Source organism: Paraglaciecola sp. (assembly GCF_039943935.1).
In the GTDB taxonomy this organism is placed as follows: Bacteria; Pseudomonadota; Gammaproteobacteria; order Enterobacterales; family Alteromonadaceae; genus Paraglaciecola.
Map to the genome: position 1 here is coordinate 150,479 of NZ_JBDUZQ010000004.1, position 26,787 is coordinate 177,265.

Here is a 26,787-nt window from a genome sequence, read left to right on the forward strand (position 1 = left end):
ATGATTACCAAAGAGCAGCTCGAGTGAGTTAAAGCCTACAAAAATGATAATGCAAAGGTTGGTCTCAATGACTAACCTTTTTACTTTTTAAACGGTAGAGCATGAAACGTGTTCAATTTTAATGCCCTCAAGTATTTAAGTTAACCTCTGGTCACTCTTTCACATAAATTCATAGGATCCCCTTTGAGAATAGGCTAGCATTTGTCACCTAGTGGATTTTGGCCGAATTTTTCAAATTAACCCAATAGCCTGTGTATTTTAATATTTGAAAGCAAACTACTTAACTACGGCTAAATTTTTAAAGCGGATATCTAATTTAAGTTTATGAGTAGCGTCGTTTTTAATTTGAATGACATCATTCTAGTGATGACATTTGTACTTTCTATTTTGTTTGCGCTAATGCTTATCTCTAGCCATAGAATGCCGGATATTAGTGCTTACTTACTATCGGGTTTTTTAGCAAGCCAAGCGTTAATTGCATTTCATGAGTTAACATTTTTTGGAGTGAGATTTAGGTTTGAAGTCTTGGACTTTGAACCCAACTTGTTTTTTGTAGGCAGTCTCGCTTACTGTTTAGATGCGGCTTTGCTGTATTTCTATATTAGGTCCTCGGTATACAGCGACTTTAAACTGACCAAAAAAGATTTGCTTCACCTTATTCCCTTTGTGGCATATGCCGTTTATTTAATTGTGGTTTACTACAGCCTAAGTGACCTTGCGAAGCAAATCTCCATCGAAAATTGGGAGCTTTATCACACTTGGCATTTCATCGCCTCTGACACTGCTATAAAACTGTTACGTATGTTCTATATAGTGAGCTGTTTTGTGCTTATTGCCCGTTATCACTCGCGCCATAAAGAAGCCCGAGCCGATATCTCTACCATTGATTTGAACTGGCTTAAGTTATTACTTGTTGGCTTTTTAATTATTATGTTTGTGGAGGTCATTTTAAGTGTCCTTAAAGTGGTGAATTTACGTGTTGAGATTGATGTCTCTACCCTTATTGGTTTAGGGCTGTTTTCTTATTACGCTACCTTTTTACTTGTAGTTTCACTGCTATTTTATAGTGTCACTAAGTCCCATTCTATTATGCCAATACTTGCGCAAACACCTGAACAAATCGGGGATGAAAAAAAGGCGCAACAACCTAGCTACACCCAGCGTATTGAAACCATTATGGAGTCTGAGAAGCCTTATCTTTTACCTGATATCACCATAGATGAATTGGCAAAAACACTAGACGTATCTACTAAGGATTTATCTGTCACGTTGAATCGTCACTTTCAGGTTAATTTCTATGAGTTTATCAATAGATATCGTATTGATGAGGCAAAGCGGTTGCTCGTTAATGCACCTCAAAAATCGATAACAGAGGTTTTTTATGAAGTAGGGTTTAACAGTAAATCCGTGTTTTATACTTTTTTTAAGAAAAAAGAAGGTATGACGCCATCTGAATATAAAAAGCGAAATAGATTAACCAATGGGTAATATCAAGATGACTGAAGGTGTGGCGGTCGACATAAGTAACGGCGGTCGCTGGCTACGAGAGTCCTTACCAATTTAGTCAAGAGTTTAACCATTATATGGACACTCTTCTGCAGAGTAGAGACCGTTTAAAATGACTCATTGAGCAAACCTCAGTTCAAGGTTTTTCATGCCTTTAATCAATTACGGTTAGCTAAATAAGCAGTAATAACCTTTACAACACAGCAAATAATTGTAAGTAACATGCGAAAATTTAATTTCTGGATATTGCTATGTATGGGGGTTATCCCTGTGGCAATTTTGTATCAATTGTCTTGGGATTATTACCTTAAAAGCTTGCCTCTGCAATTTTGGATAGGAGGGGCATCAAGTCAACTTTTACTGCTTAAAAGTGCAAGTGAATTGGTCATGTATTCAATTATGTTTTGGTTCTTGATTTGTGGAACAAAAACAAGCTTTAACAAAATTAAAGCTATGGTTTGTACTTTACTTGGATGCATTATTTTATACACTGGTTACTCTTTGGTGACCCTTAACTAAAGGCTCTTAACAATGAAGCTTATTGTTGCACTATGTATATTGGGTTTAACTGTTCTAGGTTTCTACTCTAACGAGGCTAGAAAGGAAGTCTATTATCTTTGTGGAAATTTTACACAAGGAGTCTATTACCCTAATATTATCAAGCAATTAGACACCACACATTTATCAGCTTACACCATAGAAAACTTGCAACTAGGTAAACGAATTGTTCATAGTAGTTGGCTTAATTTGCACTTAGTTAAATGTAATATCAATTTCAACAATAATGATTTAGTGGTGTCAGCATTTTATGAAACCCCATGACAGAAGCGAGTTAAAAGTTTGCTGTATAAATTAGACCTAGTATATGGTGGAACTGCATACAAACTAAATTTATATTTTAAATGACTTTTTCATAATAAAACTAATAAAGAGAAGTGCATTGAATACATTACGAGAATTAATGGCGGCCTTGCCTAAAGCTGAATTACATCTGCATCTAGAAGGTTCGGTGATGCCACTCACCTTAATTGAATTAGCGGCTAAAAATAACATTGTATTGCCAGAGTACGCTAAGCCACTTGATTTATATGAGTTTGATAAAGACTTAGCGACCTTTCTTAATGTTTACAATTTGGTTTGTGAGTCGATTGTAGATCATCAAGATTTTGAGCGGGTAACTTACGAGTGTTTGGCTAATTGCCATATGAATGGTGCGCGATATGTTGAATTGTTTTTCAGTCCTCAGGCGCATTTTAAATATGGTGTTTCTTATGCAACCTGTCTAAATGGTGTTGTTGCCGGTAAAAATAGAGCGTTTGAGAACTTTGGCATTGAATGTCAGCTTATACCCGGCGTTAATCGAGAAAAGCCTGCAGATGAAAACCTCGCTTTTTTGCGCACCATTCTTAACACTCAGCGTGACAAAGTTGTGGGTATTGGCTTAGATTATTATGAAAATCCATTCCCTCCAGAATTGCACTTAGAAACCTTTCAATTAGCTAAAGAACAGGGTTTGCGTTTAACCGCTCATGCAGGTGAAGCTGGCCCCGCCGAAAATGTACAAAAATCTGTAGATATTTTAGGCTGTGAGCGTATCGACCATGGCTATCATATTGTAGATTGCCCCGATATGCTGGCAGAGTTTTCCAAGGGAGATATAGTGTTCACCGTATGCCCTTCAACTACCACAATTACCACTCATTGGCATGATCTAGCAGACCCACAACATGCCATTAAACGCATGGTAGAAGGTGGTTTGAAGGTGATGATTAACTCGGATGATCCTCCCATGATGGGCACTGATTTAGCCAATGAATATGTACTACTGGTTGAAGAAATGGGGTTTTCTTTATCAGATATCAAAGGCTTTATTTTAAACGGTATTGATGCTGCTTGGATAAGTGAAGATAAAAAGGCCTATTGGCATAAAGAGTGGGCCAAAGAAATCGATGATTTATTTTCTAAATACACCACAAATGTTCAATCGAGCATGGCGCAGTCTAATAGTGGCGGGCTAGTAAATCATGACCAGTAAATTATTTTCAAACCTAGGTTTACGGCCTGAGCTCAATGCTTTCTTTACGTTTTTCTTTGATATTGTAGTTACCTTATTTGTGATGCTGGGGTTACTGTCTTTTGTGGGATTTCCGGTTACTTTTATCATTGAAAAAGTTACGCCTGCGTTAGCCTTAGGGGTCCTCTTAGGTAACCTTGTGTATAGCAGAATGGCCATTAGCTTAAGTAAGCAAACAGGTGAGCAAAAAACGGCAATACCTTTAGGCATTGATATCACAAGTGTAGTGGCGATTATTTTATTAATCGTTGGCCCTTCATTACAGTTTTTCAACGCTGAGTTTGAGGACCCTGAAAAAGCCTTGCTTTACAGTTGGTATGTGGGAATGGGGACGTCATTATGGTTAGGCATAATCAAGTTTGCCTTAGCTTTTTGTAACGACGCTATTCGCCGTTTTATTCCTATGGCTGGCATGTTGGGCTCAATTGCTGGTGTCGCTTTTGTTTGGTTAGGGGCAAACCCTGTATTGTCGGCGTTTCAAATGCCTTTAATTGGTTTGTTGGCCTTAATTATTTGTATTGTTAGTTTAATGGCTCATGTTCGATTACCTGTAGGTGCCCCCGGTGCTTTGGTTGCCTTGTTGATTTGCTTGCCTCTTTACTATGTGTTTGAAAGCTTTGGATTGATACCAGAACACGCAGCTTCTTCTAACAGTGCAGACACGTTAGGCCTACACCTTCCCTATTTACAGATGGGGGGATTAGAGCACTTATTCGGATATACCTTAGGCTATCTAGCGATTATCGCACCACTAGCTATATTGGTGTCTGTTATTGCGACTAACATAGTAGCCGCTGCTCGGTTATCTAATCTCAACTATTCCACACGAAACGTGATTATCGCTGATGCGGCCGCCACCTTTACTCTTGGGCTGTTTGGTGGGGTAGGGCAAACCACGCCTTACCTGGGTATCGAAACCTACAAACGTATGGGGGCAGGGCACTTATATTGTATGTTTACCATTCTAGCCATGTTAGTGATTTGTTTTAGTGGCTTGTTAAACTTTATGCTCAGCTATATTCCAGAAGCTGTATTTCTGCCGCTCTTGGTCATAGTGTGTATCGATATTATCTCCTTGGCGTTTTCAAGTTCAAAAACCAAAGAATCGAACCATACTCCAGCCATCATTGTGGCAATGATTCCTGCAGTGATTAACCTAGTCTATGTAAAAATGGATGAGTTATTGAACACTGTGCATTTTGGTTTGATGTCTGCCCAAGCAAAAATTGATGGCGCTGTAGAAGGCGGGTTAGCATCTGAACTGCATTTTGGACTCAATACTCTGTTGTCAAACCACTGGTACAATGGTTATTACGCCATGCGGGTGTTATCTCAAGGATATATTCTCACGGCAATTTTTTGGGGAGCAACGGTGGCGTTAATGATGGATAAACGCCTAAAACAAGCATCTTACTTTTTAGCTGTTGCCGGCGTGTTCTCCTTATTTGGTATCATACATTCGGTTACAGCAACGGGCTCTATGTATCTTCCTTGGAATTTACCAGCAGATTTAGCGCCACGTTTGCTGTCACTACCCTATGAAATTTCAGGGGCGTATTTCATCAGTGCGCTGTTTTTGTTTGGACTTTCGTTTCAAGAAAAAGCAGCGCCTAAACTCTAACGTTAGCGACGAATAACTGGGTACCCAAATGCAGCCCCTTTATGGGTATGAATCTCGTTAATCATCATTGAAAACTTGAGTTTATGAAGATTAAGAAAAAAGAAATAGCTGAGTTTATTTTGTCAAATATGTCTGCTCGTACCTATGAAAAGGCAGCATTAGATAGTTTAATTTCCTCGATAGTCAGCTATCAATATTCATCCCAACCTCTATACGCTATCGATCACTTGAGAAGGGCTTTAGTTGATACATAGCTCTCCCTCCCTACTTTGTTTAGGAGCACTTATTCAAGTAGCTCGTTACCATTCACTTTCAGGTATTTCTACGACTAAGCCATCGTGTTCTGGGGCTAGAAATATCTGGCAAGACAAACGACTATTTTCTTGAACATTGTCTATAGCGTTTTCAAGCAGGTCGGTTTCCATATCATCGGCAGGGGTTAATTTTTCTTTCCAGCTGTTGTCAATAAAACAGTGGCAAGTGGCGCACGAACAACAGCCACCACAATCAGCGCTTATCTGTTCAATACCATTGTCTACCGCAGTTTGCATTAGGCTATCGCCATCGTTTGCTGCCACAGTAACTTGACTTTCGTCTGGTAAAATAAAGGTAATGTTTGGCATTATGTGCTCCTATTTATTCTGTGAAAATACTGTTTAGATCTTGCGAGCAATCTGCCAGTCTTGTTTTATTTACCTTAGGAAGGTCATGTAAATATTTACGAGTGATCATAAATGATTTTGGCTGGTTAATGGCGTCAACCGCAATAAGATTATCACCAGTAAAGTAAAATACCGCTAGGCTTTTTTCAGATTCTTTACGCACCACTATGTCATCATACCCTGCAGATATTCCTGCAATTTGTAGTTTTGCATCATATTGATCAGACCAAAACCATGGCGTCGCTGAGTAGGGCGTTAAGGTGCCGCAGATTGCCAATGCAGCAGTTTTAGCTTGGTCTGTGGCATTTTGTACTGATTCAATACGCATCTGCTTTTTATACATTGGGTGATAAAAACTGACACAGTCACCAATAGCAAAAATATTAGCATCTGAAGTTTGCATGTATTGGTTTACTTTAATGCCGTTTTCTACCGCTAAGCCTGCCTCTTCGGCTAAGGACTGTTCTGGGGTTACACCTATGCCAGCCACCACTAGATCCGCGGGGTATTGCTGACCATTTGCGGCTGCTACTGCTACGACTTTGTTGCCTTCACCCATAATTGCTGTTGCTGGCGCTAACGGTTGAATATCAACTCCATTTTTTTGTTGTAAGTTACTTAGGTAATTACTGATTACTGGGCTAGTAAGGTGTTGCAGCGGGCGTTCGCTATTGATCAACAAGGTCACATTCTTACCGAGTTTTTTAAGTGATGCGGCGGCCTCTAGTCCTATGTAACCGCCACCAATGACAACTGCGTTATTGGTCTCTGGCAATTGGTCTCTTAAGCCAAGGGTGTCTTGATGGTCCCGTAAATAATGAACCCCTTCTAAGCCGCTACCTGGGATTGTCAATTTACGGATTGAAGCACCGGTAGCTAGTATTAGCTTGCTGTAGCTGAGCTGCTCTTGGTTATCTAAAACTACCTGTTGCTCTTGTTTATCAATTTTGACCACGCGCGTACTTAGGCGTAAATCAATGTCTTTTTGCTGGTAAAAGGTTTCTGGACGTAGCCATAACCTCTGCTCAGGTAAGGTGTTTTGTAAAAACGCTTTAGATAAAGGCGGGCGTTGATAAGGTAAAACCTTATCGGCGCTAATCAGGGTGATGCCATCGGTATATCCTTGGGTGCGTAAATTAATCGCGGCCTGAACGCCAGCATGACTCGCCCCAATAATGATACAGCTCATACTTGTGTGCTCTGTTTGGTCTTAGTGTATTTATTCATCTATTTATTTGCTCACCTAGTTAGCCGTTTTAGCTGTCATTTTCTGAAGCCACATTTGGTGAAACGTCATGTTCACTTGATCCCAAGCGTCATTAAGGTGCCCTTGGTTGGCGATATTATTGCTACGGGTAATTTGGAGCTTATCGAGTAGTTCGATATCTTGTTGGTTTACTTCGTTTAATACTTCATGCAAACGGGCTTGTTCGGCTTGATACTCGTCACTCGCGGCTTCGTCATTTACCACGTAAACACTAAGAGATTCTGCAGTGTGGGTTTCGCCCATAGGTTTTACCACTATGGTTTGCACCCAACATGGGTCAACAAAAAATAAAGTATTAGGGAATATGCCAAACCATTGTTGTGCTCCTTGTTTCTCTGGCGGTAGGCCATGAAAGTGAGGCAACTGTTTGGCGGTTTTGGCAGGTTTTGCACTGGCACCATGGGGCAGATGTAAACCAACAATATTCTCAGACAAAAATAAATCTTCTTGCCCAAGGACTGACTCTACGCTGCAAGCTTGTGAATGAACAAAGGGCACATGATAGCCATCTAAAAAGTTATCTACAGCTAGTTTCCAGTTAACGTCTCCTGAGTAATCTGTGGTGCTGATCATACGAATGTCGTCTTTTGGATAGCAAGTTAGCTGTTTGTCTAACGGTTTGATGAAATCTTCAAAAGCTTCTGCTGTCCCATCTATATTGACGAAAATAATATCCCACCATACTGCAAAGCGAACTTTGATTAAGCCTTTGTCAGCTTTGTCTGCGGCTGTCATGACTTTGTTATCGTTACCAAAATACCGAGGGGCACTCAGTAAGTCGCCGTCTATTTTAAAAGACCACTTGTGGTAAGGGCACACTAAGCTGCGTTTGTTGCAAGGCTCATCGACCAAAGGAGCGGCTTTGTGGCGACACACATTGTGAAACACGCCTATTTCACCTTGTTTATTGCGAATAGCAATTAGTGATTGGCCTGCAATTCGAATAGGTAATATATCGCCAGGTTTATTGATTTGCTGGCCACAACCAATACTTGCCCAGCCGCTTGCAAATACTTTGTCGCATTCTTGCTCATAAATATATTTGTCTTTAAAGGTGATTGCTGGCAAGCCGTGCGCTGAGACATGCTCTTTTGTTATTGTTTTTATGTATTCCATGGTTCTACCTATTACTACTAATATATATGTACCATCTAATCACAGCTAAGAGCTGTAAAACATACGAAGAATGTTATGTATTTTTACGTACTCAAAATAGCATATGACCAATAACAACCAGTATCGGAAATGAAATAGCGGTTCTGATGGCAAATATGGCAATTAACTGAGTAATGGTGATAGGAATAGCCGAGCGCATAATCAGTATGGCAGTTTCAGCAAAAAATATAAGTTGAGTCACTGATAAACCAGCAAGTATGAATTTAGTGATAGGCTCACTTAAATTACCTGCAATTATAGTAGGTACAAATTGGTCTAGTAACCCAATAAATAACCCCGGTGCGGCCATTTCTGCTTCTGGTATATTCAAGGCTTCGAGTAAAAATACAAATGGATAACTCAGGGTTTGTAATATGCCTGTGTGGCTGTAAACCGCTAATGTCAAAAATTCAATTGTCATGGCTGCTGGCATCATCATTAGATAAATATCTGTCATCGACCAAAAGCCTTTTTTAATCGAGCTTAATGGTGACGGTGCCTTTTTTGCCGTAGCAATAGCTCTGTGAGTGGCACAGGCTAAGCGGCTTTCTCCTAAATCTACATCTTCATTTAATTGCTTTTCTTGGCCACCACAATATTCATCTTTAAAAGAAGACAATGGTGGCAGTTTAGGTGTAACAATCGCACATAAAACACAGATAAAAATCATGCTGGCATAAAGTTGTAAAAAGTGACTTTCTATCCCTGCAACTTGGGCGGTTAACAGCACAAAAGGAATAGATACCACAGAGAAATTTGTGGCAATTACTGCTGATTCACGGGCGCTGTAATAACCTTTTTTATATTGAGAGTCTGTCATCACAACGGCAATGCTGGATGAGCCTACCCACGATGCTAGGGTATCGATAGTGGCTCTGCCTGGTAAGTTAAACAGCTTTTGAAAGGCTTTTTGTAATAACGTGCCAATAAAATCGAGTAGTCCATAATCTGTCAAAAAAGGTAAAAACAGACAACCTAATCCTATTAGCAAAAATATTGCACCCGCAACGTCTATGTAAGCCGTTATGCCAGTCTCTTTAGATATTACCCAGTCCGGACCTACCTGAAAAAACGTCAAACTTGATGCTACACCACCTATGATTGCCAGCAGGGTCCATAACCAATGGGAGGCGATAAATTTTTCACTCAAAGGCAGTTTTTTAGCAACGCTTTTAGGGGTTAAATTGTAGATGACCGCCACCACAGCTCCCAAGAAAAAGACACTACAAGTGAATACTTTCATGTTATCGCCAATCATTTGGGTAAACAGGCTTGCCACTAGCCCTAGGCTGATTGTCCACGAATTATTATATTGAAAAGGCACTAAGAAAAATAACACGCCAAATAGAGAGCACCCCAATAGTTTGAGCCAAATTAAGGGAGAGGTTGTGGCTTCTTTCTTTGAGGAGCTCTGTTGTATTGTCATGTTTTGTTTCCTAACGTGTAATTGTTTTATGTGACTAATATTTAGGGCGTGGCTTACTCAACCTCTAAAATGCGTAACCACAGTTAAGGGCTGCCTCGTCAAGTTCAATTAAAAAGGGGGCATTATAGGCTTCTGCTTGATTTAATAATGTGGATAATTCTATGAGACTTTTTGCATGCGCTCCATCGCACCCCATAGCCTTGGCAAGTGCCACATAATCTGGGGGCATAATGTCTACTCCATTTTTTTCGACTTTGGCATCATCCATGAAACGGCGTATTTCACCATGACCTCGGTTATTCCAAACGATATAGATAACAGGAACATTTGCGTCCACCGCGCTGATAATTTCGTTTAAGCTAAATTGTCCACCCCCGTCACCTGTTAAACCAATTACAGGTAGGTTGGGTTCACCTATTTTTGCGCCAATAGCTGCAGGAAACGCATAGCCTAAGGTGCCGTAGCCACTGGTTGAATGGAAGTACCGTGCTGTGTTGTTGGTTTCATAATAAGCTTGGGCGTAATAAGCGGGTTGGGTAGAGTCACCGACGATAACGCAGTCACCTAAAGTATCTGTGATGGTTTTGAAAAAATCTCGGTAGATGGGCTTTTTCATATCTTGGGTATCTTTACGTAAGGTATCGCAACGTGAATGTACTATATCTATATTTTGGGTTCTAACGGCAGATAGACTGCAATTGATAGCACTTAATGCTTGTTGTGCATCTGATAAAATGGGTAAGTCTGGTCTATGGTTTCGCATCAGTTGTGCGCTATCAATATCAATGCGAATGAGCTTTCCTTTGATGCGCAAATCACCTAAAAAGAAAAAATCATAATCAGTTTCTGCCAGCTCAGTACCCACCGCAAGAACTACGTCAGCTTGTTTTTCTATTTCTTCACGAATGGCTGGATGAGAGGGGGTAGAGCCTATTGCTAAGGGGTGATCCGGTGGCACTACACCTTTACCATTACAGGTATTTACTACTGGCATGTTGAGTTTTTCTGCAAGCTCTAGGGCAACAAAATCTACTTTTTTAGCTCCGCCACCCAATATCATTATCGGCCGCTTCGCTTGGCTTAGTATAGCAACTGCTTGTTTGATGCTATCAGGTTGAGGCGCTGGTGCTTGGGGCACAGGCCAAGGTTGCATATCTAAATAGCTCGCATCTTGTGCTAATACATCAATAGGGATTTCAATGTGCACAGGGCCGGGTCGTTGACTACTGAAAACCGCAAAAGCTTGGGCTAACACTTTAGGTAGGTTGTCTACACTCAATAAAGTATGACTGTAACGAGATACCCCAGAGGTAAGAGCCAACTGGTTTGATAGCTCATGTAAACGCCCTTCACCCATGGCTAACTGCTGCATGCGACTTACTGATGAAATCACCAACATAGGAATAGAGTCTTGTAGTGCTTGGCCCATGGCGGTGACAATATTTGTCATACCTGGCCCTGTTATTATAAAACACACTCCAGGTTTGTCTGTGACTCTGGCATAGCCATCAGCCATAAAGCCTGCTCCTTGCTCATGGCGTGGCGTGACATGCTTTATGTGTGAGCCTTTTAAGCCTCGATACAACTCAATAGTATGTACGCCAGGTATACCAAATATCGTATCGACGCCATAGACTTGTAATAATCGAGTGAGTGCTTCACCACAGGTTTGTTGCCGCATGCTAATTCTCTATCTTTCTGTATTTTTTTGAAATACGTTTTTAAGTTTACTTAGGCTGTTGCTACCAGAGCTAACAACTAAAATATTACGCTTTTTCTAATGATTGTTGCCATAGGTTTTGAACGGTTTGTCGCATTATCAATGCTTCTTCCCAGCGATCGCTTAACTCTTCACCGTCAGCCCCTGTTATGGCATAAACTGGTGGGCCTAATTCGCATAAAAATACGCATGCGTCATCGCTTTGTTTACCGTGTCTAGCAAGCCAATTATCAAACCCTTCTGACCACCAAGTTTGAAATAATTCAAACCAAGGTTTATTTTGAGGGAACATAAAAGGTACCTGTACTTGTTCTCTTGTGGCAACGCGGCCATGAAAAGCCTCTGCTTTTGTTAAAAATTCAGAGATACGTTGTTTCGCTAGGTCATGCAGGGGTAGGTAATATTCTTGATTCACTAAGGTGTGAGATAAATCAGCTATCATAAGTAGCTCAGGTACTTGCTCCATAAGTTGCAAAGTAAACAACAAATCGTTGGTCATACAGTTGCGATGAATTTCAACGTGGGTAGGGATGCCTGCTTGCTCACCAATAGCCAACCACTGTTTTGTGATACCTGCTACATGTTCAACACTCCAAGGTTCAATCTGACCTACTATTGCGATAAATCTGGGTTTGATAGGCTGTTTAGTTGCAAACTCGATAATATCTTTGTAGTGGTCAACACTTTTTACAAAGGCGTTGTATACCAAATCTAAGCTGTGTGCTTGTAATAACGGTATAGCAGTTTCTATTAATTCTAACGGGTGATAACCAATATCAAAACTGACCCCTTTGAAGCCTGCATTTGATATTTTTTTTATTTTTTCTTCAAGACTTAACTCAAAGCCATCGGGGCGTTTATATTCCATCGCCCACATTGATTGGAAAACGTCTAGCTTTGCCATTATTGTTCCTTACTGTCGTTGGGCTTGATGTCATGCTTTGCAAAGGCATCAAGTAACGGACTTAATTGGGTGTGAAATTGACGCCAAAGACCTACAGAGCGACTATAAATCGGCTCTCTCACCTGGCTGGCACTCGCTGTTTGGCTGGCGGTACTGTTTTGATGAAAGTTAAGACATTCTGATGCCCAATCTAATTCACAAAAAGCCAGTAACTTACGTGTTTCTATTTCTTGAGACTGAACCAGTTGTTCGTAGTCTATGGTGTGTATTTGTGATGGAAATTGTAATTTCCACTGTTGCATCATTGTCCGATATCCAGCGATAAAATCAGCTGTGTCTTCTAACGAATATGAGTATTCATACCCTCTATCGAATAACATTTTGAAGTTACTCAGCGCGGCATCAAAGGGGTTACGGTTTACATGAATTATTTTTGCATTGGGTATGGCTTGTAAAATCAGGCCACAATATAAAAAGTTATAAGGCAGCTTGTCTACAAAAAACGGTGAGCCTTCAACATAGTTGTTCGCAAGTTGTAAATAGCGATTTGCCATATTGTTTAAAGTTTCAGGAGTAACGCTTTGCACTAATTCTTGATCTACACCTTCAAGCCCTGCGGCAATAGGTTTGCCTCCTGCTTCTAGTAAGGCCATAGGAAACGCATTGAGTTCACCGCCACTGACCACATTTGGGTGACTGGCAATAATACGCTCAACCAATGTCGTGCCTGTTCTGGGCAGTCCTACAATAAAAATTGGCGTTTGTGATGGTGTTAGAGCCGCCTCACTCACGTGTTTTTTAAGTGTTTCAGAAAACCTTACTATGGTTTCCATTAAAGTTAAATCTTGCTTGATATCATAGGGGCGTTGCTTGCGCTTTATTGCACCACCAGTACTTAAGTGTTGAAACGCTTTAGGGTAATCAGCTAAGTCTTCGTACACTTTGCCATGAGCATAATGCAGCATAATATGGCCATGGTGACTCGCTGGTAATAACTGACTACAGCGGCTTAGCAGCGGAATAATATCTTCAGCTGTTTTGAAGCGGCGTAACTGAGATAAGTTATAGCAGGCTTGATAATTGTCAGGCTCTAATTCGATGACTTCTCGGTACAAGGTTTCAGATTCGGTTAACTTACCGTTAAAACGAAGCAAAGCCGCCAATTGATTGCGGCTGCGCTTGCTGTCTGGCTCAACGTTTAATGCTTGGGTATGTGCATTAATGGCTAAATCGAGTTGATTGGCCATGTAACGTAATTCTCCAAGTTTATCCCACTCTTGAGCGCTATTGTTACTGTTTAGTAAAGATGAGGCTTTATCAAGTACTTTGGTCGCTGCTGAAAAAGTTTGAAATTGTAAATAACATCCAGCTAAGTGAAAAAAGTGCCACACATTTTGGGGACCACAATCAATAGCTTTTAAGGCGCTATTGATTGTCATTTTGGTTTGCCCTAAGCGCAGACTAATCTCTGATAGATCTTGCCAGAGCTCCCCATTAGTCGCGTCTTTTTTTAGTGCTTCAGTACAAAGCTTGGCCGCATGATTAATATTGTTAGCGGCCAGACTTGACTGAATCAGCTTGTGGTAATGATCGTCAGACTGATCCAAAATATCCATTCTCATCAATAGTTAAGTACTGGTTCTTATTGTGTCAGAACTTATAGCTAACAGATACGCCTACGGTACGAGGGCGCACTCTGTATACTTGATCTCCTAACTGTGCAATGTCGTATTGCTCACCTGCTTTTACCTCACCTGCTGCCGCATCAATGATGTATTTGCCATCACCATCAGATGCTGTTGCATCATCTGCGTTTAGTAAGTTTTCAGCGAACAAGGCAACTGACCATTGGTCTATGTCGTATCGGACACTGGCATTCCACAAAGTAGAAGAGGAGATTTCATCGTACCCTGTTTCATAAAAGACTGAAGGATTATTAAAACCGGTTGCAAACCCTCCTTTATAAGATAAGCCAACTTGAGCTGTTAATTGTCCATTGCCCCATTCTTGCTTATAAATCATAGAGCTGACTAAGGTTGACTCTGGGATGCCAGGTAAAATTTCACCATCAGCGCCTGCATAACTTCCATCTGGGGCCGTGAACTCTTCTGATAATTTAGCTTCAGTATAGGTGTAGCCAAGGTTTAACTTTAAGTTGTCTGTTAAATTAGCATTCATTTCAAGTTCAATTCCCTGAGATTCAGCACTTTGAGCGTTGATCATCGCAGGAAAGCCGCCATTCGGAGACTGCACCAACAGAATTGGGTCTTCCCAGTCTATGTAGTAAGCGGTGGCACTATAGTAAAGCTCGCCATCTAGCATGCTGCCTTTTACGCCCACTTCATAGTTGGTTGTTTTATCAGGTTCGAAAAAGAGGTACTCCTCACTTTCTGCAAAGATACCAGTGGTCGGTAAACCATTAGCACCGCCATGACGGAACCCTTGCGAAATGTTTAGGTAAACTTTGGTATCTAAGTCTACATCGTAAGCTACGTTTAAGCGGTATAGCAGATCACTGAAATCTTTTTCGTCTTCTCCTGCAGCATAGCCCCTTGGGTCTATTCCAGAATTTTCAGCATCACCGCAACTAAAGAAGCCTAATGTGGTATTCCAAAACTCTTCGCAAGCTGGAAGTAGCACTTCTTGTTTTGCATAAAAATTTTGCTCAAAATAACGCAGGCCAGCGGTGATGCTAAGCTCTTCGGTGGGATAATAAGTGACCTCACCAAATATCGCGTAATCTTCGAACTCAGTTTTTTGAATGTTGCCATAACCCACGTCGGTTCCTACTGGGTTGGTAATATTAAAAGCCTCGTCTAATCCATACACTAAGTCGAACGCTTCTGCTTCAAAATCGACTGAATTGTAATAAACACCTAACAGCCAGTCTAAATTGTCATCGTTAGAGCCCGCTAAGCGAAACTCTTGGGTGATAGTATCTGTTTTAAATGACTTTTCGCCGATGATAATTTCTGATGCAGGGGAGGTTCCACCGGTGTAACCATAGTAAGAAATGTAATAAGGCCCCCACCAGGTTGAGTGTCCATAGTTGTAACTTTGGTCATAGCTACTTTCGGCTTCGTTGCTAGTAATAGAAGTAGAAGACGTAAAGTCAGCAAACCCCAGTTCATGCTCTATGACAAGCGAAGTAATGTTAGTTTCGCGTTCGAATTGATCAATGATTTTTGCTGCTGTTTGATAACCGTCTAGGCCTTCTGAGGTTGCCGAAGAGCCTTGCACATCATCTTTTTGCATGTTGTAAGTGAGGAGTACCTCAGTTGTATCTGTAGGGACCCAACGAGCAGATAAGCGAGCCATGGACACGTCTTCGTCGTTGATATCTTTCACTGTGAAATACTCACCAGTAGGTTGCTTGTTGGCATCTAATCCTGCGATATAGTCGCTATCAATGTAACCTCCATTTGCCAGCTGAGTAACGACACCACGTATGGCAAAATTGTCACTTAATGGCACATTTAATGTGAACTCAACATCATGGTTTACATCACCCGCCCCATCAGTAGATGATAGTTTAGCTTGGGCTTTTCCTGATATTTCATCAAATTCAGGTTTATTTGGAATATAGCGTATGGTGCCGCCTAAAGAGCCTGAACCATATAAGGTTGATTGTGGGCCTTTGAGTACTTCTACACGATTCATGTCACGTAGTTCAAGGTTGGCAAACAGAGGGGTTTCACCTAAATAGATTGACACAACTGGATCGGTCGTCATAGCGAAGTCTTCTTGAGCGCCACCTGTAAGGTTAAGACCACGCATTATGATGCCTGAAGATATACCGTTTTTAGCACGTCCGACATCTGTCAAAACCAAACCTGGGATGGATCGAGCAATACTAGAAAAATCAGTGATACCTGCGTTTGCTAGGGCTTCACCACCGTAGGCTGAAATACTGTAAGGTACTTCTTGAATCGTAGTTTCGCGACGAGTTGCAGTAACAGATATTGTTTCAATGTCTTTGGTTTTTTGAGTTGTATCTTCTGGCGCAGTTTGCGCCATACTTAATACTGGTGAGCCCATAAAAGCACAGCAAATTGCCACTCTCAATTTATTTGGTTTAAACAATGAAATTCTCCCTCGAATCATGTTGGTCGTAATAGTTATTATTTTAATATTCAGCTGCTGCATATCTTATTGATTGGTTTTTTCATCAGCAAACAACGAAAACTTCTAGTGCCATTACAAAATGGAATGGCTTAGGGGCTAGTTCTTTAAGTTCCGTCATACACAACATTTGTAATAAACTTGAATAACAAAATTGAAAAAAAACGTGTGTAAAATTTTAGGTGGGTTATTTAGGAGAGGGTTACATGGCGACTATCACTTTGGTAAAGTAGAGCCATGTTATGAGGGTGAGCCAACATAATAGGATGTAAGTTCATTTATCGCAGAATTTATTAATTTAAAATAAGATTGCGGCATCGGATCTTCGCCATTAATTCCTCCAAACAATACAATTACGATATCTGTCTCTGGGCTAACGAATACATGTTGTCCGCCCCAACCTGAATGTGCGTAACCCAAGTCATTCACTGTTAATGAAAGACAATATTTATCATTAGAATAAGAATCTTCGATACCTACTTCATTTCTAACTGTCGACAAGTAAGTGCAGTCTCGAAGTAACATACCATAGCGGGCAAAATCTCTAGTTGTTAGAATCAAGCCTGCACCAATGCTAGGTACGCCATGATGATCAAGAGACATATAAACAGTGTTTTCGCCTCCAATCTCATGCATTAGCTCCCTTACTTGCAACGCTAATGGTGTTTGCATAGCTCGCTCTAAAACCCACCCTGCTACTTCCGTATTTATAGTTGCATATATAATGGAACTGTCGTTTACTTTTTTATTTACTTCAGGGGAACGGCTTTTGAGTTTTTTGGCAAACTCTCTTCGTGCGATTGGCTCTGCCCCTTTAAGGGGTAAGTATCCAAAGCTGATTTCATCTTCTATGCGAAGCTGATGAAGACGGCTTCCTTCTGGAGCGGTATATGCGGTCATCTCATCAAATTCATGAGGAACCTTCATGCTCATTATTTCTTTAATGGAATGGCCAAAGAAACCTTTCCCTATTTCAGGAATATAGTCTTCTACCTTGTCATTAATTGATATTTTCCGCGCCAAAATAGCTTTTTCTAACAGTAAAAGGCTAATGGGTTTACTTGAAGATTGCGCGCTATGTAAACTTGATATTGAGAAGTTTTTTGCATAATACTCAAATGTAATATTATTACCTTTTAAAACCAGAGCAGATTCAACTTCATCATGTTGTATTAATGCTTGTAAGCTAGGCATGGTGTCTAACTTTTTATCGAATGATGAAGTTAAAGGTTTTGTTTTTCTGGCATTTACACTCATCAAGTCAGGAAGAATTTTTTCTAGGTTTTTGAGTCCAACTCTACGTTCTAATTGCCAAGTGGCCAATGAAGGGAGGCGGTTACTCAAATGTTTACCTTGGTTCATACAATGCTTAACCTCAATATTTTATGTTGGTTTTGCCTGTGGTGTCATTGATATGTCATCTTGCAGTATTACGCTTTTCCGAGCGCTCCTATTGACTGATAATTGGAAAATATCTTCACGAGAATAATGTCCTACTACGTCCAAGTCATGCTTGTATTGATTAACTTCATTCAGATTGATGCTGGCGTAGATGATACCTGCTTCATCAAACATAGGCTCTACAACCCATTCACCATTTGGCCCTGCTACACCACTGCCCCCGTTGAAAAATACATTTTCATCTGCAGTAACAGAGCTTGTTGCGCCAAGTCCTTTTTTGTAGGCGTTTCTTAAAGGCTCTGGAACGTCTGAAGCAGTTAAAAATTGTGCCGCTGATATAACAAAGCATCTGCCTTCGAAAGCATAGTGTTTTACTGATGTTATGTGGCTGTCGGCCATGTCAGGCCAACAAGAAATATGAATTTGCTCATCTTGAAAGTGCATTGTTTGGCGCATTAATGGATGCCAATGCTCCCAGCAAATTAATGATCCTACTCTGCCTACGGACGTATCAACGACGTTAAGGCCTGCCCCATCACCTTGAGCCCAAGCTATACGTTCGGTATGAGTGGGCGTTAATTTTCGATGCACATTTAAAGTTTGTCCTTTTGTACCTATCAAAAGGGTACTGTTATAGATAGAGCCTGCATGTGGTCTTGCTCTCTCATTTAATCCTAGCAGTACATTAACGCTACAATCAGCGGCTGCTTGTCTAATTGGGGCTAACCTGTCGCAATCTATAGTTGGGCACTGTGCTAGAAATTCACCATGCCAATATCTAGCTTCAGCGTCATCCCAAATAGCAAGCTCAAACACCCAAGCTGGATAGCCAGTTAGCCAGCTTTCTGGAAATACTATCAATTCTGCACCGTTTTCTGATGCTTCACGAATAGCTAACTCCGCGCGTCTCACACCTTCTTTTAAATCTAAGATTGCTGAAGGTCTTTGAATAATTGCAATTTTTTTGTCATTCATTGTTGAAGCCTTTCATTTTGAATTCGTTGCGCCAAGTATCATGCTAAAGTTCTAACAAACCTTTTCATTATTAGAAGAGTTTGAATAAATAACATAGAGTGAACATAGCAAGCTTAATGTGTAAAAAAAGCCACATGATAAAAGGGTAGTTTGAAAACTTCCTGTGGCATTTAGTATATAGCCATGGATCCACAGTCCAAAAGAGAGGCCGCACCAATACATAAGCATTGATAAAGCAGCAGTCGTTTTATTATCGCTACTAATACGATCTAACTTACCCTGTATAACGGGAACGGTATAAGCCCAACCTAACCCTGTTAAAAACAAGCTAATTGAATAGAATGTAAATCCTTTATTATCCGTTGATAAAAAGATAATGGAAAGCCAGGTAGTTATGACACCAAATAGAATAAGATATTGGCTTTTGACTAGCTTTTCACTGCGTTCAACAAAAAAAGCAGAGAAACCGCAGACGGCGCTAGCTGACAACACAAAAATAATATCACCTATGTCTATACCCCATGATAAACCAAGCCTTTCGTAGAAGGCCCAAGATCCCCCAATGCCTACCATTAAAAATAAAATACAACTTAATAAAGCAATTATTTCGCTGGCTTTTCCTGACGATGATAAGGTGTCAGTGTCAGAGACTGGGGGGGCTTTTCTTTGTGTTGGCAAAGAAAGGGTAGTGAGCAAAATGAGTGATAAAAAACCTAATACAGAAAGAGAAATGAAAAGCCCTTTAGTACCATAGCTATCAGTGATAAAAGGAAGAATGAATAGCCCTATACCGCTAGTGGCAAACATGCCAACCATATAGAGGCTAAAGCCCCGTTTTTGTCTAGGATACAAGGTGATGGCTGCTGCAACGCTACCGCTAATTAAACCAGAGGCTAAACCTGATACAAATCTAACAATTGATAATAGATCTGTATTTGTTATGAAAGCAGACCATAGCTCTGCAAAGGAAATGAATGTTATTCCTAGAATAAAACACTTTTTTAAATTTAATTTTTGCATTGCAAAAATTGAAAAAAAAGCCCCTATAGCTATACCTAGAAAATTGCACATGAATATAAATCCAGCCACATCTGGCGATACATGTAAAACATCGCTAATTGTGCCCACCATTAGTGGCAGAAATTCAATTACACTGGCGGCGAATGAGCCAATTAAAGCTAATGATATATGTTCACGCAATGGATTATTCTTGGTTAGCATTATTGCAAGTCTCAGTTGAAAGTGGATACGTTATGAACGTCTATATAATCGCTTGCTATTGGCTAATCATTCGATACTTTAAGCCACAGTAATTGAATACGAGATAGAATGTTGAGGCACTATGTTTGGTTGCCTTTACCGATAGATAAATTTCTAAACGCCGAAAGTATTTGTTCTGAATGCCTATCTTATTCATATATTATTGAAAGAACTTTTTGGCTGCAAACGATGAAAACTAATGATGGCATTCCAAAATGGAATGGTTTATAAAACCACTACTTAGTTTTTTGTCTCTATACATTGCAACCAGCTTTAGTTCTTTCAGCGTGTGTTAACTCTGATGAGCGTTAAAGGAGCATGAATTTGTATAGTAAACTAGTAGTAAGGTGGCCCAGATGTTGAGAGGAAAACTCCCTACAATTATTTCATTACAGTGTTTTGATGCCGTAGCACATCATTTGAATATGACCTACGCTGGCAATGCTTTGCATCTCACCCAAAGTGCGGTGAGCCGCCAAGTTAAAAATTTGGAAAAGCTAATCGGTCGTGAGTTGTTTTACAGACAAGATAATCAACTCACCTTGACGCCGGTGGGCGAGCAGTATGCTGAAGAAGTTCATAAAATGTTAAACAGCTTAAACGCTGTGACTCAAAAAATATCCTCTAATACCGAATATACTAAGACAGTTAAGTTAAAAGTGGTGACTGAGCCGACTTTCGCCATTGCATGGCTAATGCCCAAGTTAAACGAGTTTTATACTAATTATCCTGATATTGAAATTGACTTAGGTACTGACTTTGAGTCGGTTGCCCGTAACACCCGTCGTTGTGATTTTGCGATACTATGGGGCGATGGTGATTGGCCTCATTATTATGCAGAGCCATTGCGACATGATACGTATTTCGCAGTATGTACTCCAAAATATTTACGGGGTAGAAAGCCTGTTAAAACTATGCGAGAAGTCGCCGATTTTGATTTTATTCATCAAAGTAACGCCATGTCTACAACCGATGAGTGGTTCTTAAAAGCAGGGATGACTGAAAAAGAAATTTCTATGATAGGGGGCCAATACTTCGACTACTTTATTTATTTGTTGCAGGCAGTGAAGAACAATATTGGGGTCTCGATTCTGCCAGAATATTTGGTCCGTGATGCCATCATTGAAGGGGAGTTAATTGTAGCCTGCGAAGAGAGCTTCAAGCCTTCACAGCGTTTTTATATACTTTATGACAGAGAGCGCCAAGATGATTATGCTATTCGCCAGTTTAGAAAATGGCTATTAACCCACAAAGATGACATGTGATGGGAATGCTTTATGCAAAGTAGTCGTAATGATTTTCTAAGTACCGAAATGCAAACTAAGTTGGTAAATGCACTGGGCACTAGCCACTTTTTTAATGTCTTAGTTGAAGCTCTGTCTGTTGTTATCTGCTTTGATAGCAGCTCAGCGATTTGTTACAACAAACATAAAGCCCCAGAGCTATTGTTTTCAAACTTAACAGAGAACGAAGATAAAATATTTTATGCACGGTTTTTAGATGGGGCTTATGTGGCCAGCCCTGCTTATCAAGGGTTTGTAAGTAATCTTTCTGACGGGCTGTATCCTTGGGCTGAATTAATGCCAGAGGGATTTAAGCAGTCTGATATGTACATTACTTACTATCAAGTGAGCTGTATTGAGGATTTGGTTTATGTGTTTATTAACTGTGATGAACTAGGCTTTATACAGTTTTGTATAGGTAGACACTCGCCAAATGCGACGTTTGGCAACGAGGAGCTAGAAACACTTAAAAGTACCTGCCAGCTTATTATTGGCCTTATCAGAAAACATTGGGAGTTTGCCGTTAAGCAAGGGCAAAATGCCACTCCTTTGTCATCGATTGTGTCAGAAAGAGTAAACTATTTACTGAACCATTTTGAGCCTGATTTATTGACAGCCAGAGAGCGTCAAATAGCGAAACTGGTTATCACAGGGCATTCTTCACAGTCTGCTGCAGACAATTTACATATTTCGCCAGGCACGGAAAGGGTTCATCGCGCTAAACTCTATGCCAAACTAAAATTACGATCTAACTCAGAATTGTTTTCATATTTTTTAAATTTGTTGAGAGACGCTAATCAGTAGGCTCACTAAAATACATGCAGTTTTTACCTGCTGATTTAGCCTTATACATAGCAACATCAGCCGATTTCATTAGTTCATCATAAGTATGACCATGCTCAGGAAACAAAGATATTCCTATGCTCCCAGTGAGGGTTAACTCTAAACCTTCTGAAAGTGAATATTTAGAAAACATGGTTTTGAATAGTTGCTTTATTAATTCTTCAACTGCGGTCTTATGCTGTATATCTTGTAGTAACACCACAAACTCATCTCCCCCTAGCCTAGCAGGTATTACTTTTGGCGGTGTTTTCAGTAGCTCGACTGTGTTGATATGCTCGGGGTTAAAGGATAAATGCCTAGCTAATCGTTGCCCAAATCGGAACAGTAGTTCATCACCCACTCTATGACCATAGGTATCGTTTACGGTTTTGAAACCATCAAAATCTATAAAGATGAGCGCGCCTTTATGATTCAGCTTAGGCATATTCTTTATGGCTGTGTGTGCTAATCGGTAAAAGTAATTTCTGTTAGGTAACCCTGAATTAGCGTCATAATAAGCCAGCTTTGATATTTCTTTTTTATTGGTTTCAACGGTGTTCATCATATTAGAAAAGGACTCCTTAAGATCACGAATTTCTTTGGGGATGATTTTTGATAACTTCCATTGTAAATCGACATTAGTTTCTCCCTTTTCAATTGACTTAATCACTCTTGATAAGTTTTCTATGGGATTGATTAAAATGAAAGACACTGGGATGGTAATCAGTAGAGCAAGCCCTAGACCCAATAACATGACAAGTATTGCAGTTTCATCGATGGTCTTTGCTTTGTCTTCTAACTCTTTTATGGGCTGTGGAACCATCACTCCCCAATTGGCATTAGGGACATGGGTATATCCAGCAATCATGTCGCCTTTTAATGCTGGAGAATAGAATTTTTCTACGCCAGTTTTGTCTTCGAGCATTTTTGAAACAGCGCTGATCTGAACAATGTTTTTTCTTTCTTGGATCCAAGAGTCTAGTGGGTGGGCCAATACATTGCCGGCTTGATCTATGATGGCTGCATGCCCTTTTTCTCCAAATGCAACTCTTTTTCCCATTTCAATAATATATTCAGTTGAAAGGTAGGCGAGTAGAATCCCTTGATTGTTCCGTTTCACGACTAAAAGTATGGGACCACTGTTTATACTTGAGTCTTCAGTGACAGTGGATAGTTTGATGCTTTGCCCCTGAAGTGTATCCATGGCTAGGCTGACAATATCCTGGTTGATTTGTTGTGGGCAGCTTAATCTAGCTGTAAAAAGGCAGCTTTTGACATTGCCATTCTCATCAATCTGAGTGATTTCGGTAAATTTGTAGCTTGCTAATAGCGCACTAAACTCTGATGAATTAATTTGAGTGGTAGACTGTTGATCTACGATTGAAAATAGGCTGGTTATATCTTGATAATAGCGTTCGAATGTAGCTGAAAGGTTTTTGGCAATGACGAGGTGTTTTTGACTGACTTCTTCTACTTGAGAGTCTAATGCTTTTGAATAGGGCCAAGCCCAAAACAAGGTCATGGGAGTGATAACAATTACACAAACTGTCAAAGTGATTAAGTGTCTTAACTTCATACGAATTCTCTTTGTAATTAAAGACAGTCATTATTATTTTGCATAGTGTACTACATTCTTAATTGTTTGATGGCTGATGTCGCACTATTTACAGGAGGGTAGTTCTTTTTGGTAAGGTGGGAGATTTAAGGTAATAAAGCGGCGAAATAGTTAGACTGTATTCCATGACTTCTTGTTGGTTTATTTATTTGACTCTATACTTTATTCATAATTTTTGGCCGCCCGAAATACACTGTTGGCACGGTGCCCTCTGAGTTTGAGTTCCCTTTTTGAACAAGCGTTATAGCAAGCTAAAAGATGTTCATTAAATCTAATTATTCAACAAATAAAAAGGGAATACTGCTAAGTATTCCCTTCTTTGACATTAACTAAAGGAACTAGTTTACTGTTTAGTATTTAGTTCTATAGTTTCATTTTTGATTAAAAGTTCACCGTTAACGACGCTTGGACGTTACGAGGGTTAAGCGGTCGATAAAATGGTGAGCCAATAAATGCAAATGACAAGACTTCTTCATCAAACAAGTTATCCACGTTTAAACGTAAGCTAACGTTTTCTGGCATTCCAAATGGGTTTACACCGCCTAAGTCAATGTATGCACTAACTAAAGTGTAGCTGTCCATTGTATAGGTTTCTGCGTAATCCGTGTAACGGCTGCTTGTGTATTTGGCTGAAATATTAGCCACAAACCATTCTGTCGGCTCATAGGTTATTCCGCCTGTCATTAGCCACTTGGGACTATCTGCTAGACGACTACCGGCAGGATTGGTTCCGAATCCATCAACTAAGGTTGCATCTTTATATGAAATGTTAGCATTGAAGTATAGTTCTTTATTGAATGCTTCTGGTTGATATACCCCACTCAATTCAAAACCTACAGCTTCTGATGCGCCGCCATTAATATAAAAACCTTCTGGCTGACCCGTTGCAGGGTTGATAACGTTACTAGCAAATAAACGATTGTCGAAGCGGGTGTAGAATAATGCTAAAGCGGCATTAAAGTTTTCTTGGTTAGTACGGTAACCTATTTCAACGTTATCGGCTTCTTCTCCTTCAGGTGTGTCTGCTTCAAAACTAATGGCATTGTCATAGATATCGTCCGTACCACTTGGTAATGCAAAGTTTTTAGAATACGAGGCAAATAGTTGGTCGTTGTCATTTAAAGCATACACAGCGCCGATTGAAGGCAAAAAGTGATTGCTAAACTCTCCGCCAACAGATTGAGGGCCGTAACCTGCTGCTCCGTCAATTTCGTAATCGTTGTAATCGCGGTATCCATCTAGAGAGTAATCAACACTTAAAGATTTCATACCGACTTCTAGCTTTAAATCATCATCCATTAAGCTAATGGTATCTTTGATGTATAACTGAGTTGTATCCCGAACAGAGGTGTAGTCACGTCTGTAATAGGCCACTTCATCCCAAATTACGTCACCATCAGAACTGCCGGCCGTTTTGTTTAAACGTTTTTGGGTACGGTTGTAGGTATCTTCTTCAATCCATGCTCCAAATTCGATATGGTTGTTTTCAAGCTCTAAGCTAAAATCAGCCACAAAACCTTTACGCTCGCCACCAACTGAAGACAAACCGTATTGTACGCCTCTAGGGTGCACTACATCTAATCCTGCAGCAGCTTGGTCTGTGTAAATACCCAATGTATTGCTATAAGAATCTGGTGATACACCATAGCCATCTTTGTCTTCAAGGTAAGCCGTTCCGGTGAACATTAAGTTATCGGTTAAATAGGTATTTAATTGCAGAGAATATAACTTGTCATCCCGCACGTTAATACGGTCTTCATAGTAGCTAGTACAGTTACTACCGGTAAATACAGGGGTAAAGTCCGATTCGTCTATAACGCCATCTTGGTTAAAGTCATAAACCCCAGGATCAGCAGATATACAGCCTTCTGGAATAGAGTCGGAATAACTGTAGTAATAGTCCGCTTCAAAAGTAGAGGCAAAGCTTGATGGTGAGTCGTAATCAAAAAAGTCATTAGCTACGTAACTAAATTCTAGTGTTGTACCTTGGTCAAAGGTGTAAATTGCTTTACCTTCAATGTGCTCTCTGTCAATTGTTCCCGGTCCGCGCCACAGATCACTGTCTGTTTTTGAACGGCTGATATAGGCTTTAAATCCATTAATATCGCCTGTTTCAAGCTTTACAAAAGAGCGTTGTAAATTATCATCACCAATGGTCATAGAGACTAGACCGCCCATTTCATCTGATGGGGCTACTGAGTAATAAGACGCTATAGGACCTAAAGAAGAATAGCTAGGCGCTGAGACATCACCAGCTCCTGGAGAGGCAACCACAGATGCTAAGTTTTCGTTGTCGACATATCTAAAAATTGGACTTCCACCAAAAGCATCAGAACGCCCCATGGGCACACCATTTAATACAAACCCTATTTGACTTAAGTTAAAGGCACGTACATTGACTGAGTTACCAAATTCATATAAGCCTAAAGCACCATCTGTTTGAACATTAAAGCCGGGTAAACTTTCTAGCATTTTTAATCCAGAAATCCCCGCAGGAGCAGACAATAATGCTTCACGTGTAACGGCTAAAGTGTTGGTGACTTCACCTGTACCAATCGCTATTTCGGTTTCAGAAATTCGACGGCCCACGACTTGAATTTTTTCTTCTGCGTCAGCAGTTTGACTCGTATCAGATTCTTGTGAAAAAACTGGAGATGCAACGAATATAGCGGCAATCGATGCGCTGATTAAAGAAGGGGAAAAATACTTATTGGTAGTTCTCAAAGGTAGCTCCTTGGCTGTAATAGTTCTTTGTAATCTTGGAGGTTGTTGGTAATAAATAATTACTGAAATCAATAAACGTACCAATAAGGATCTAATCGATTTGGATTTCTCTATTTACGTCAGAAGGCTAGATAAGCTGGGGGGAGCTAATTTGTAACATTTTGTAAGGTGTGTTTTTTGTTCAACTTGATAGTGGATAAAAATTGTTTATTCGTTTAGATTTGCACCATTAAAGAATAATTGTGCACTA

General features: G+C 40.2%; 21 protein-coding genes. 8 read left to right on the plus strand and 13 right to left on the minus strand.

The genetic code is table 11. The features are described from left to right. Positions 1 to 324: 324 nt before the first annotated feature. The 6 genes from ABJD71_RS02605 (at position 325) to ABJD71_RS02630 (ending at position 5,455) form a co-directional block, all read left to right on the plus strand. Entirely contained in the window at positions 325 to 1,488 is a 1,164-nt protein-coding gene (locus ABJD71_RS02605) for a helix-turn-helix domain-containing protein (protein WP_348164097.1), read from the plus strand. Positions 1,489 to 1,728: 240 nt separating this feature from the next. Next, positions 1,729 to 2,025, plus strand: a complete 297-nt coding sequence (locus ABJD71_RS02610) for a hypothetical protein (protein WP_348164100.1) — start codon at positions 1,729 to 1,731, stop codon at positions 2,023 to 2,025. Between the two features lie 12 nt (positions 2,026 to 2,037). Next, positions 2,038 to 2,328 (plus strand): hypothetical protein, encoded by a 291-nt coding sequence (locus tag ABJD71_RS02615; RefSeq protein WP_348164103.1) that lies wholly within the window; start codon positions 2,038 to 2,040, stop codon positions 2,326 to 2,328. Positions 2,329 to 2,446: 118 nt separating this feature from the next. Continuing rightward, a complete protein-coding gene (gene add, locus ABJD71_RS02620; protein ID WP_348164106.1) occupies positions 2,447 to 3,541 on the plus strand; it encodes an adenosine deaminase in 1,095 nt (364 codons plus the stop codon). Further along, on the plus strand, positions 3,531 to 5,201 hold the full coding sequence (locus ABJD71_RS02625) for a hypothetical protein (RefSeq protein WP_348164109.1): 1,671 nt from the start codon (positions 3,531 to 3,533) through the stop codon (positions 5,199 to 5,201). Before add ends, ABJD71_RS02625 begins: the two co-directional genes overlap by 11 nt. A gap of 83 nt (positions 5,202 to 5,284) precedes the next feature. Beyond that, entirely contained in the window at positions 5,285 to 5,455 is a 171-nt protein-coding gene (locus tag ABJD71_RS02630) for a hypothetical protein (RefSeq protein WP_348164112.1), read from the plus strand. Between the two features lie 45 nt (positions 5,456 to 5,500). On the opposite strand, the gene ABJD71_RS02635 is transcribed toward ABJD71_RS02630, so the two are convergent. The 11 genes from ABJD71_RS02635 to ABJD71_RS02685 all read right to left on the minus strand — a co-directional run bounded on the left by ABJD71_RS02635 (position 5,501) and on the right by ABJD71_RS02685 (position 20,054). Next, on the minus strand, positions 5,501 to 5,824 hold the full coding sequence (locus ABJD71_RS02635) for a (2Fe-2S)-binding protein (protein ID WP_348164115.1): 324 nt from the start codon (positions 5,822 to 5,824) through the stop codon (positions 5,501 to 5,503). A gap of 13 nt (positions 5,825 to 5,837) precedes the next feature. After that, entirely contained in the window at positions 5,838 to 7,052 is a 1,215-nt protein-coding gene (locus ABJD71_RS02640; RefSeq protein ID WP_348164118.1) for an FAD-dependent oxidoreductase, read from the minus strand. A 54-nt stretch (positions 7,053 to 7,106) separates the two neighbouring features. After that, on the minus strand, positions 7,107 to 8,246 hold the full coding sequence (locus tag ABJD71_RS02645) for an aromatic ring-hydroxylating dioxygenase subunit alpha (protein WP_348164121.1): 1,140 nt from the start codon (positions 8,244 to 8,246) through the stop codon (positions 7,107 to 7,109). 91 nt (positions 8,247 to 8,337) lie between these two features. Next, positions 8,338 to 9,711 (minus strand): nucleoside recognition domain-containing protein, encoded by a 1,374-nt coding sequence (locus ABJD71_RS02650; RefSeq protein ID WP_348164124.1) that lies wholly within the window; start codon positions 9,709 to 9,711, stop codon positions 8,338 to 8,340. Positions 9,712 to 9,775: 64 nt separating this feature from the next. Further along, positions 9,776 to 11,392 carry a 5-guanidino-2-oxopentanoate decarboxylase gene (locus tag ABJD71_RS02655; RefSeq protein WP_348164127.1) on the minus strand — a complete coding sequence of 539 codons (1,617 nt, stop codon included), beginning with the start codon at positions 11,390 to 11,392 and terminating at the stop codon, positions 9,776 to 9,778. A gap of 85 nt (positions 11,393 to 11,477) precedes the next feature. Continuing rightward, complete coding sequence (locus tag ABJD71_RS02660) at positions 11,478 to 12,335, minus strand: hypothetical protein (RefSeq protein ID WP_348164130.1); 858 nt, start codon at positions 12,333 to 12,335, stop codon at positions 11,478 to 11,480. Continuing rightward, positions 12,335 to 13,942 carry a sulfotransferase gene (locus ABJD71_RS02665; RefSeq protein ID WP_348164133.1) on the minus strand — a complete coding sequence of 536 codons (1,608 nt, stop codon included), beginning with the start codon at positions 13,940 to 13,942 and terminating at the stop codon, positions 12,335 to 12,337. The genes ABJD71_RS02660 and ABJD71_RS02665 overlap by 1 nt, the downstream gene beginning before the upstream one ends. A 43-nt stretch (positions 13,943 to 13,985) precedes the next feature. Next, on the minus strand, positions 13,986 to 16,418 hold the full coding sequence (locus ABJD71_RS02670; RefSeq protein WP_348164136.1) for a TonB-dependent receptor: 2,433 nt from the start codon (positions 16,416 to 16,418) through the stop codon (positions 13,986 to 13,988). 279 nt (positions 16,419 to 16,697) lie between these two features. Continuing rightward, positions 16,698 to 17,819, minus strand: a complete 1,122-nt coding sequence (locus ABJD71_RS02675; protein ID WP_348164139.1) for a serine hydrolase — start codon at positions 17,817 to 17,819, stop codon at positions 16,698 to 16,700. 21 nt (positions 17,820 to 17,840) lie between these two features. Continuing rightward, the gene (locus ABJD71_RS02680) at positions 17,841 to 18,833 is read right to left on the minus strand and encodes a carbon-nitrogen hydrolase family protein (protein WP_348164141.1); all 993 of its coding nucleotides are present in this window, start codon (positions 18,831 to 18,833) and stop codon (positions 17,841 to 17,843) included. A 51-nt stretch (positions 18,834 to 18,884) separates the two neighbouring features. Then, a complete protein-coding gene (locus ABJD71_RS02685) occupies positions 18,885 to 20,054 on the minus strand; it encodes an MFS transporter (RefSeq protein WP_348164144.1) in 1,170 nt (389 codons plus the stop codon). Between the two features lie 395 nt (positions 20,055 to 20,449). Here ABJD71_RS02685 and ABJD71_RS02690 point away from each other — a divergent pair, with 395 nt between their 5' ends. After that, positions 20,450 to 21,358: a LysR substrate-binding domain-containing protein gene (locus ABJD71_RS02690; RefSeq protein WP_348164147.1), complete on the plus strand. Its 909-nt coding sequence runs from the start codon at positions 20,450 to 20,452 to the stop codon at positions 21,356 to 21,358. A 12-nt stretch (positions 21,359 to 21,370) separates the two neighbouring features. After that, entirely contained in the window at positions 21,371 to 22,180 is an 810-nt protein-coding gene (locus tag ABJD71_RS02695) for a helix-turn-helix transcriptional regulator (protein ID WP_348164150.1), read from the plus strand. Here ABJD71_RS02695 and ABJD71_RS02700 read toward each other — a convergent pair. Both ABJD71_RS02700 and ABJD71_RS02705 read right to left on the minus strand, forming a co-directional pair. Then, positions 22,170 to 23,774, minus strand: a complete 1,605-nt coding sequence (locus ABJD71_RS02700) for a sensor domain-containing diguanylate cyclase (RefSeq protein ID WP_348164153.1) — start codon at positions 23,772 to 23,774, stop codon at positions 22,170 to 22,172. The genes ABJD71_RS02695 and ABJD71_RS02700 overlap by 11 nt on opposite strands. Before the next feature lie 420 nt (positions 23,775 to 24,194). Further along, positions 24,195 to 26,537, minus strand: a complete 2,343-nt coding sequence (locus ABJD71_RS02705; protein WP_348164156.1) for a TonB-dependent receptor — start codon at positions 26,535 to 26,537, stop codon at positions 24,195 to 24,197. Positions 26,538 to 26,787: the final 250 nt, after the last annotated feature.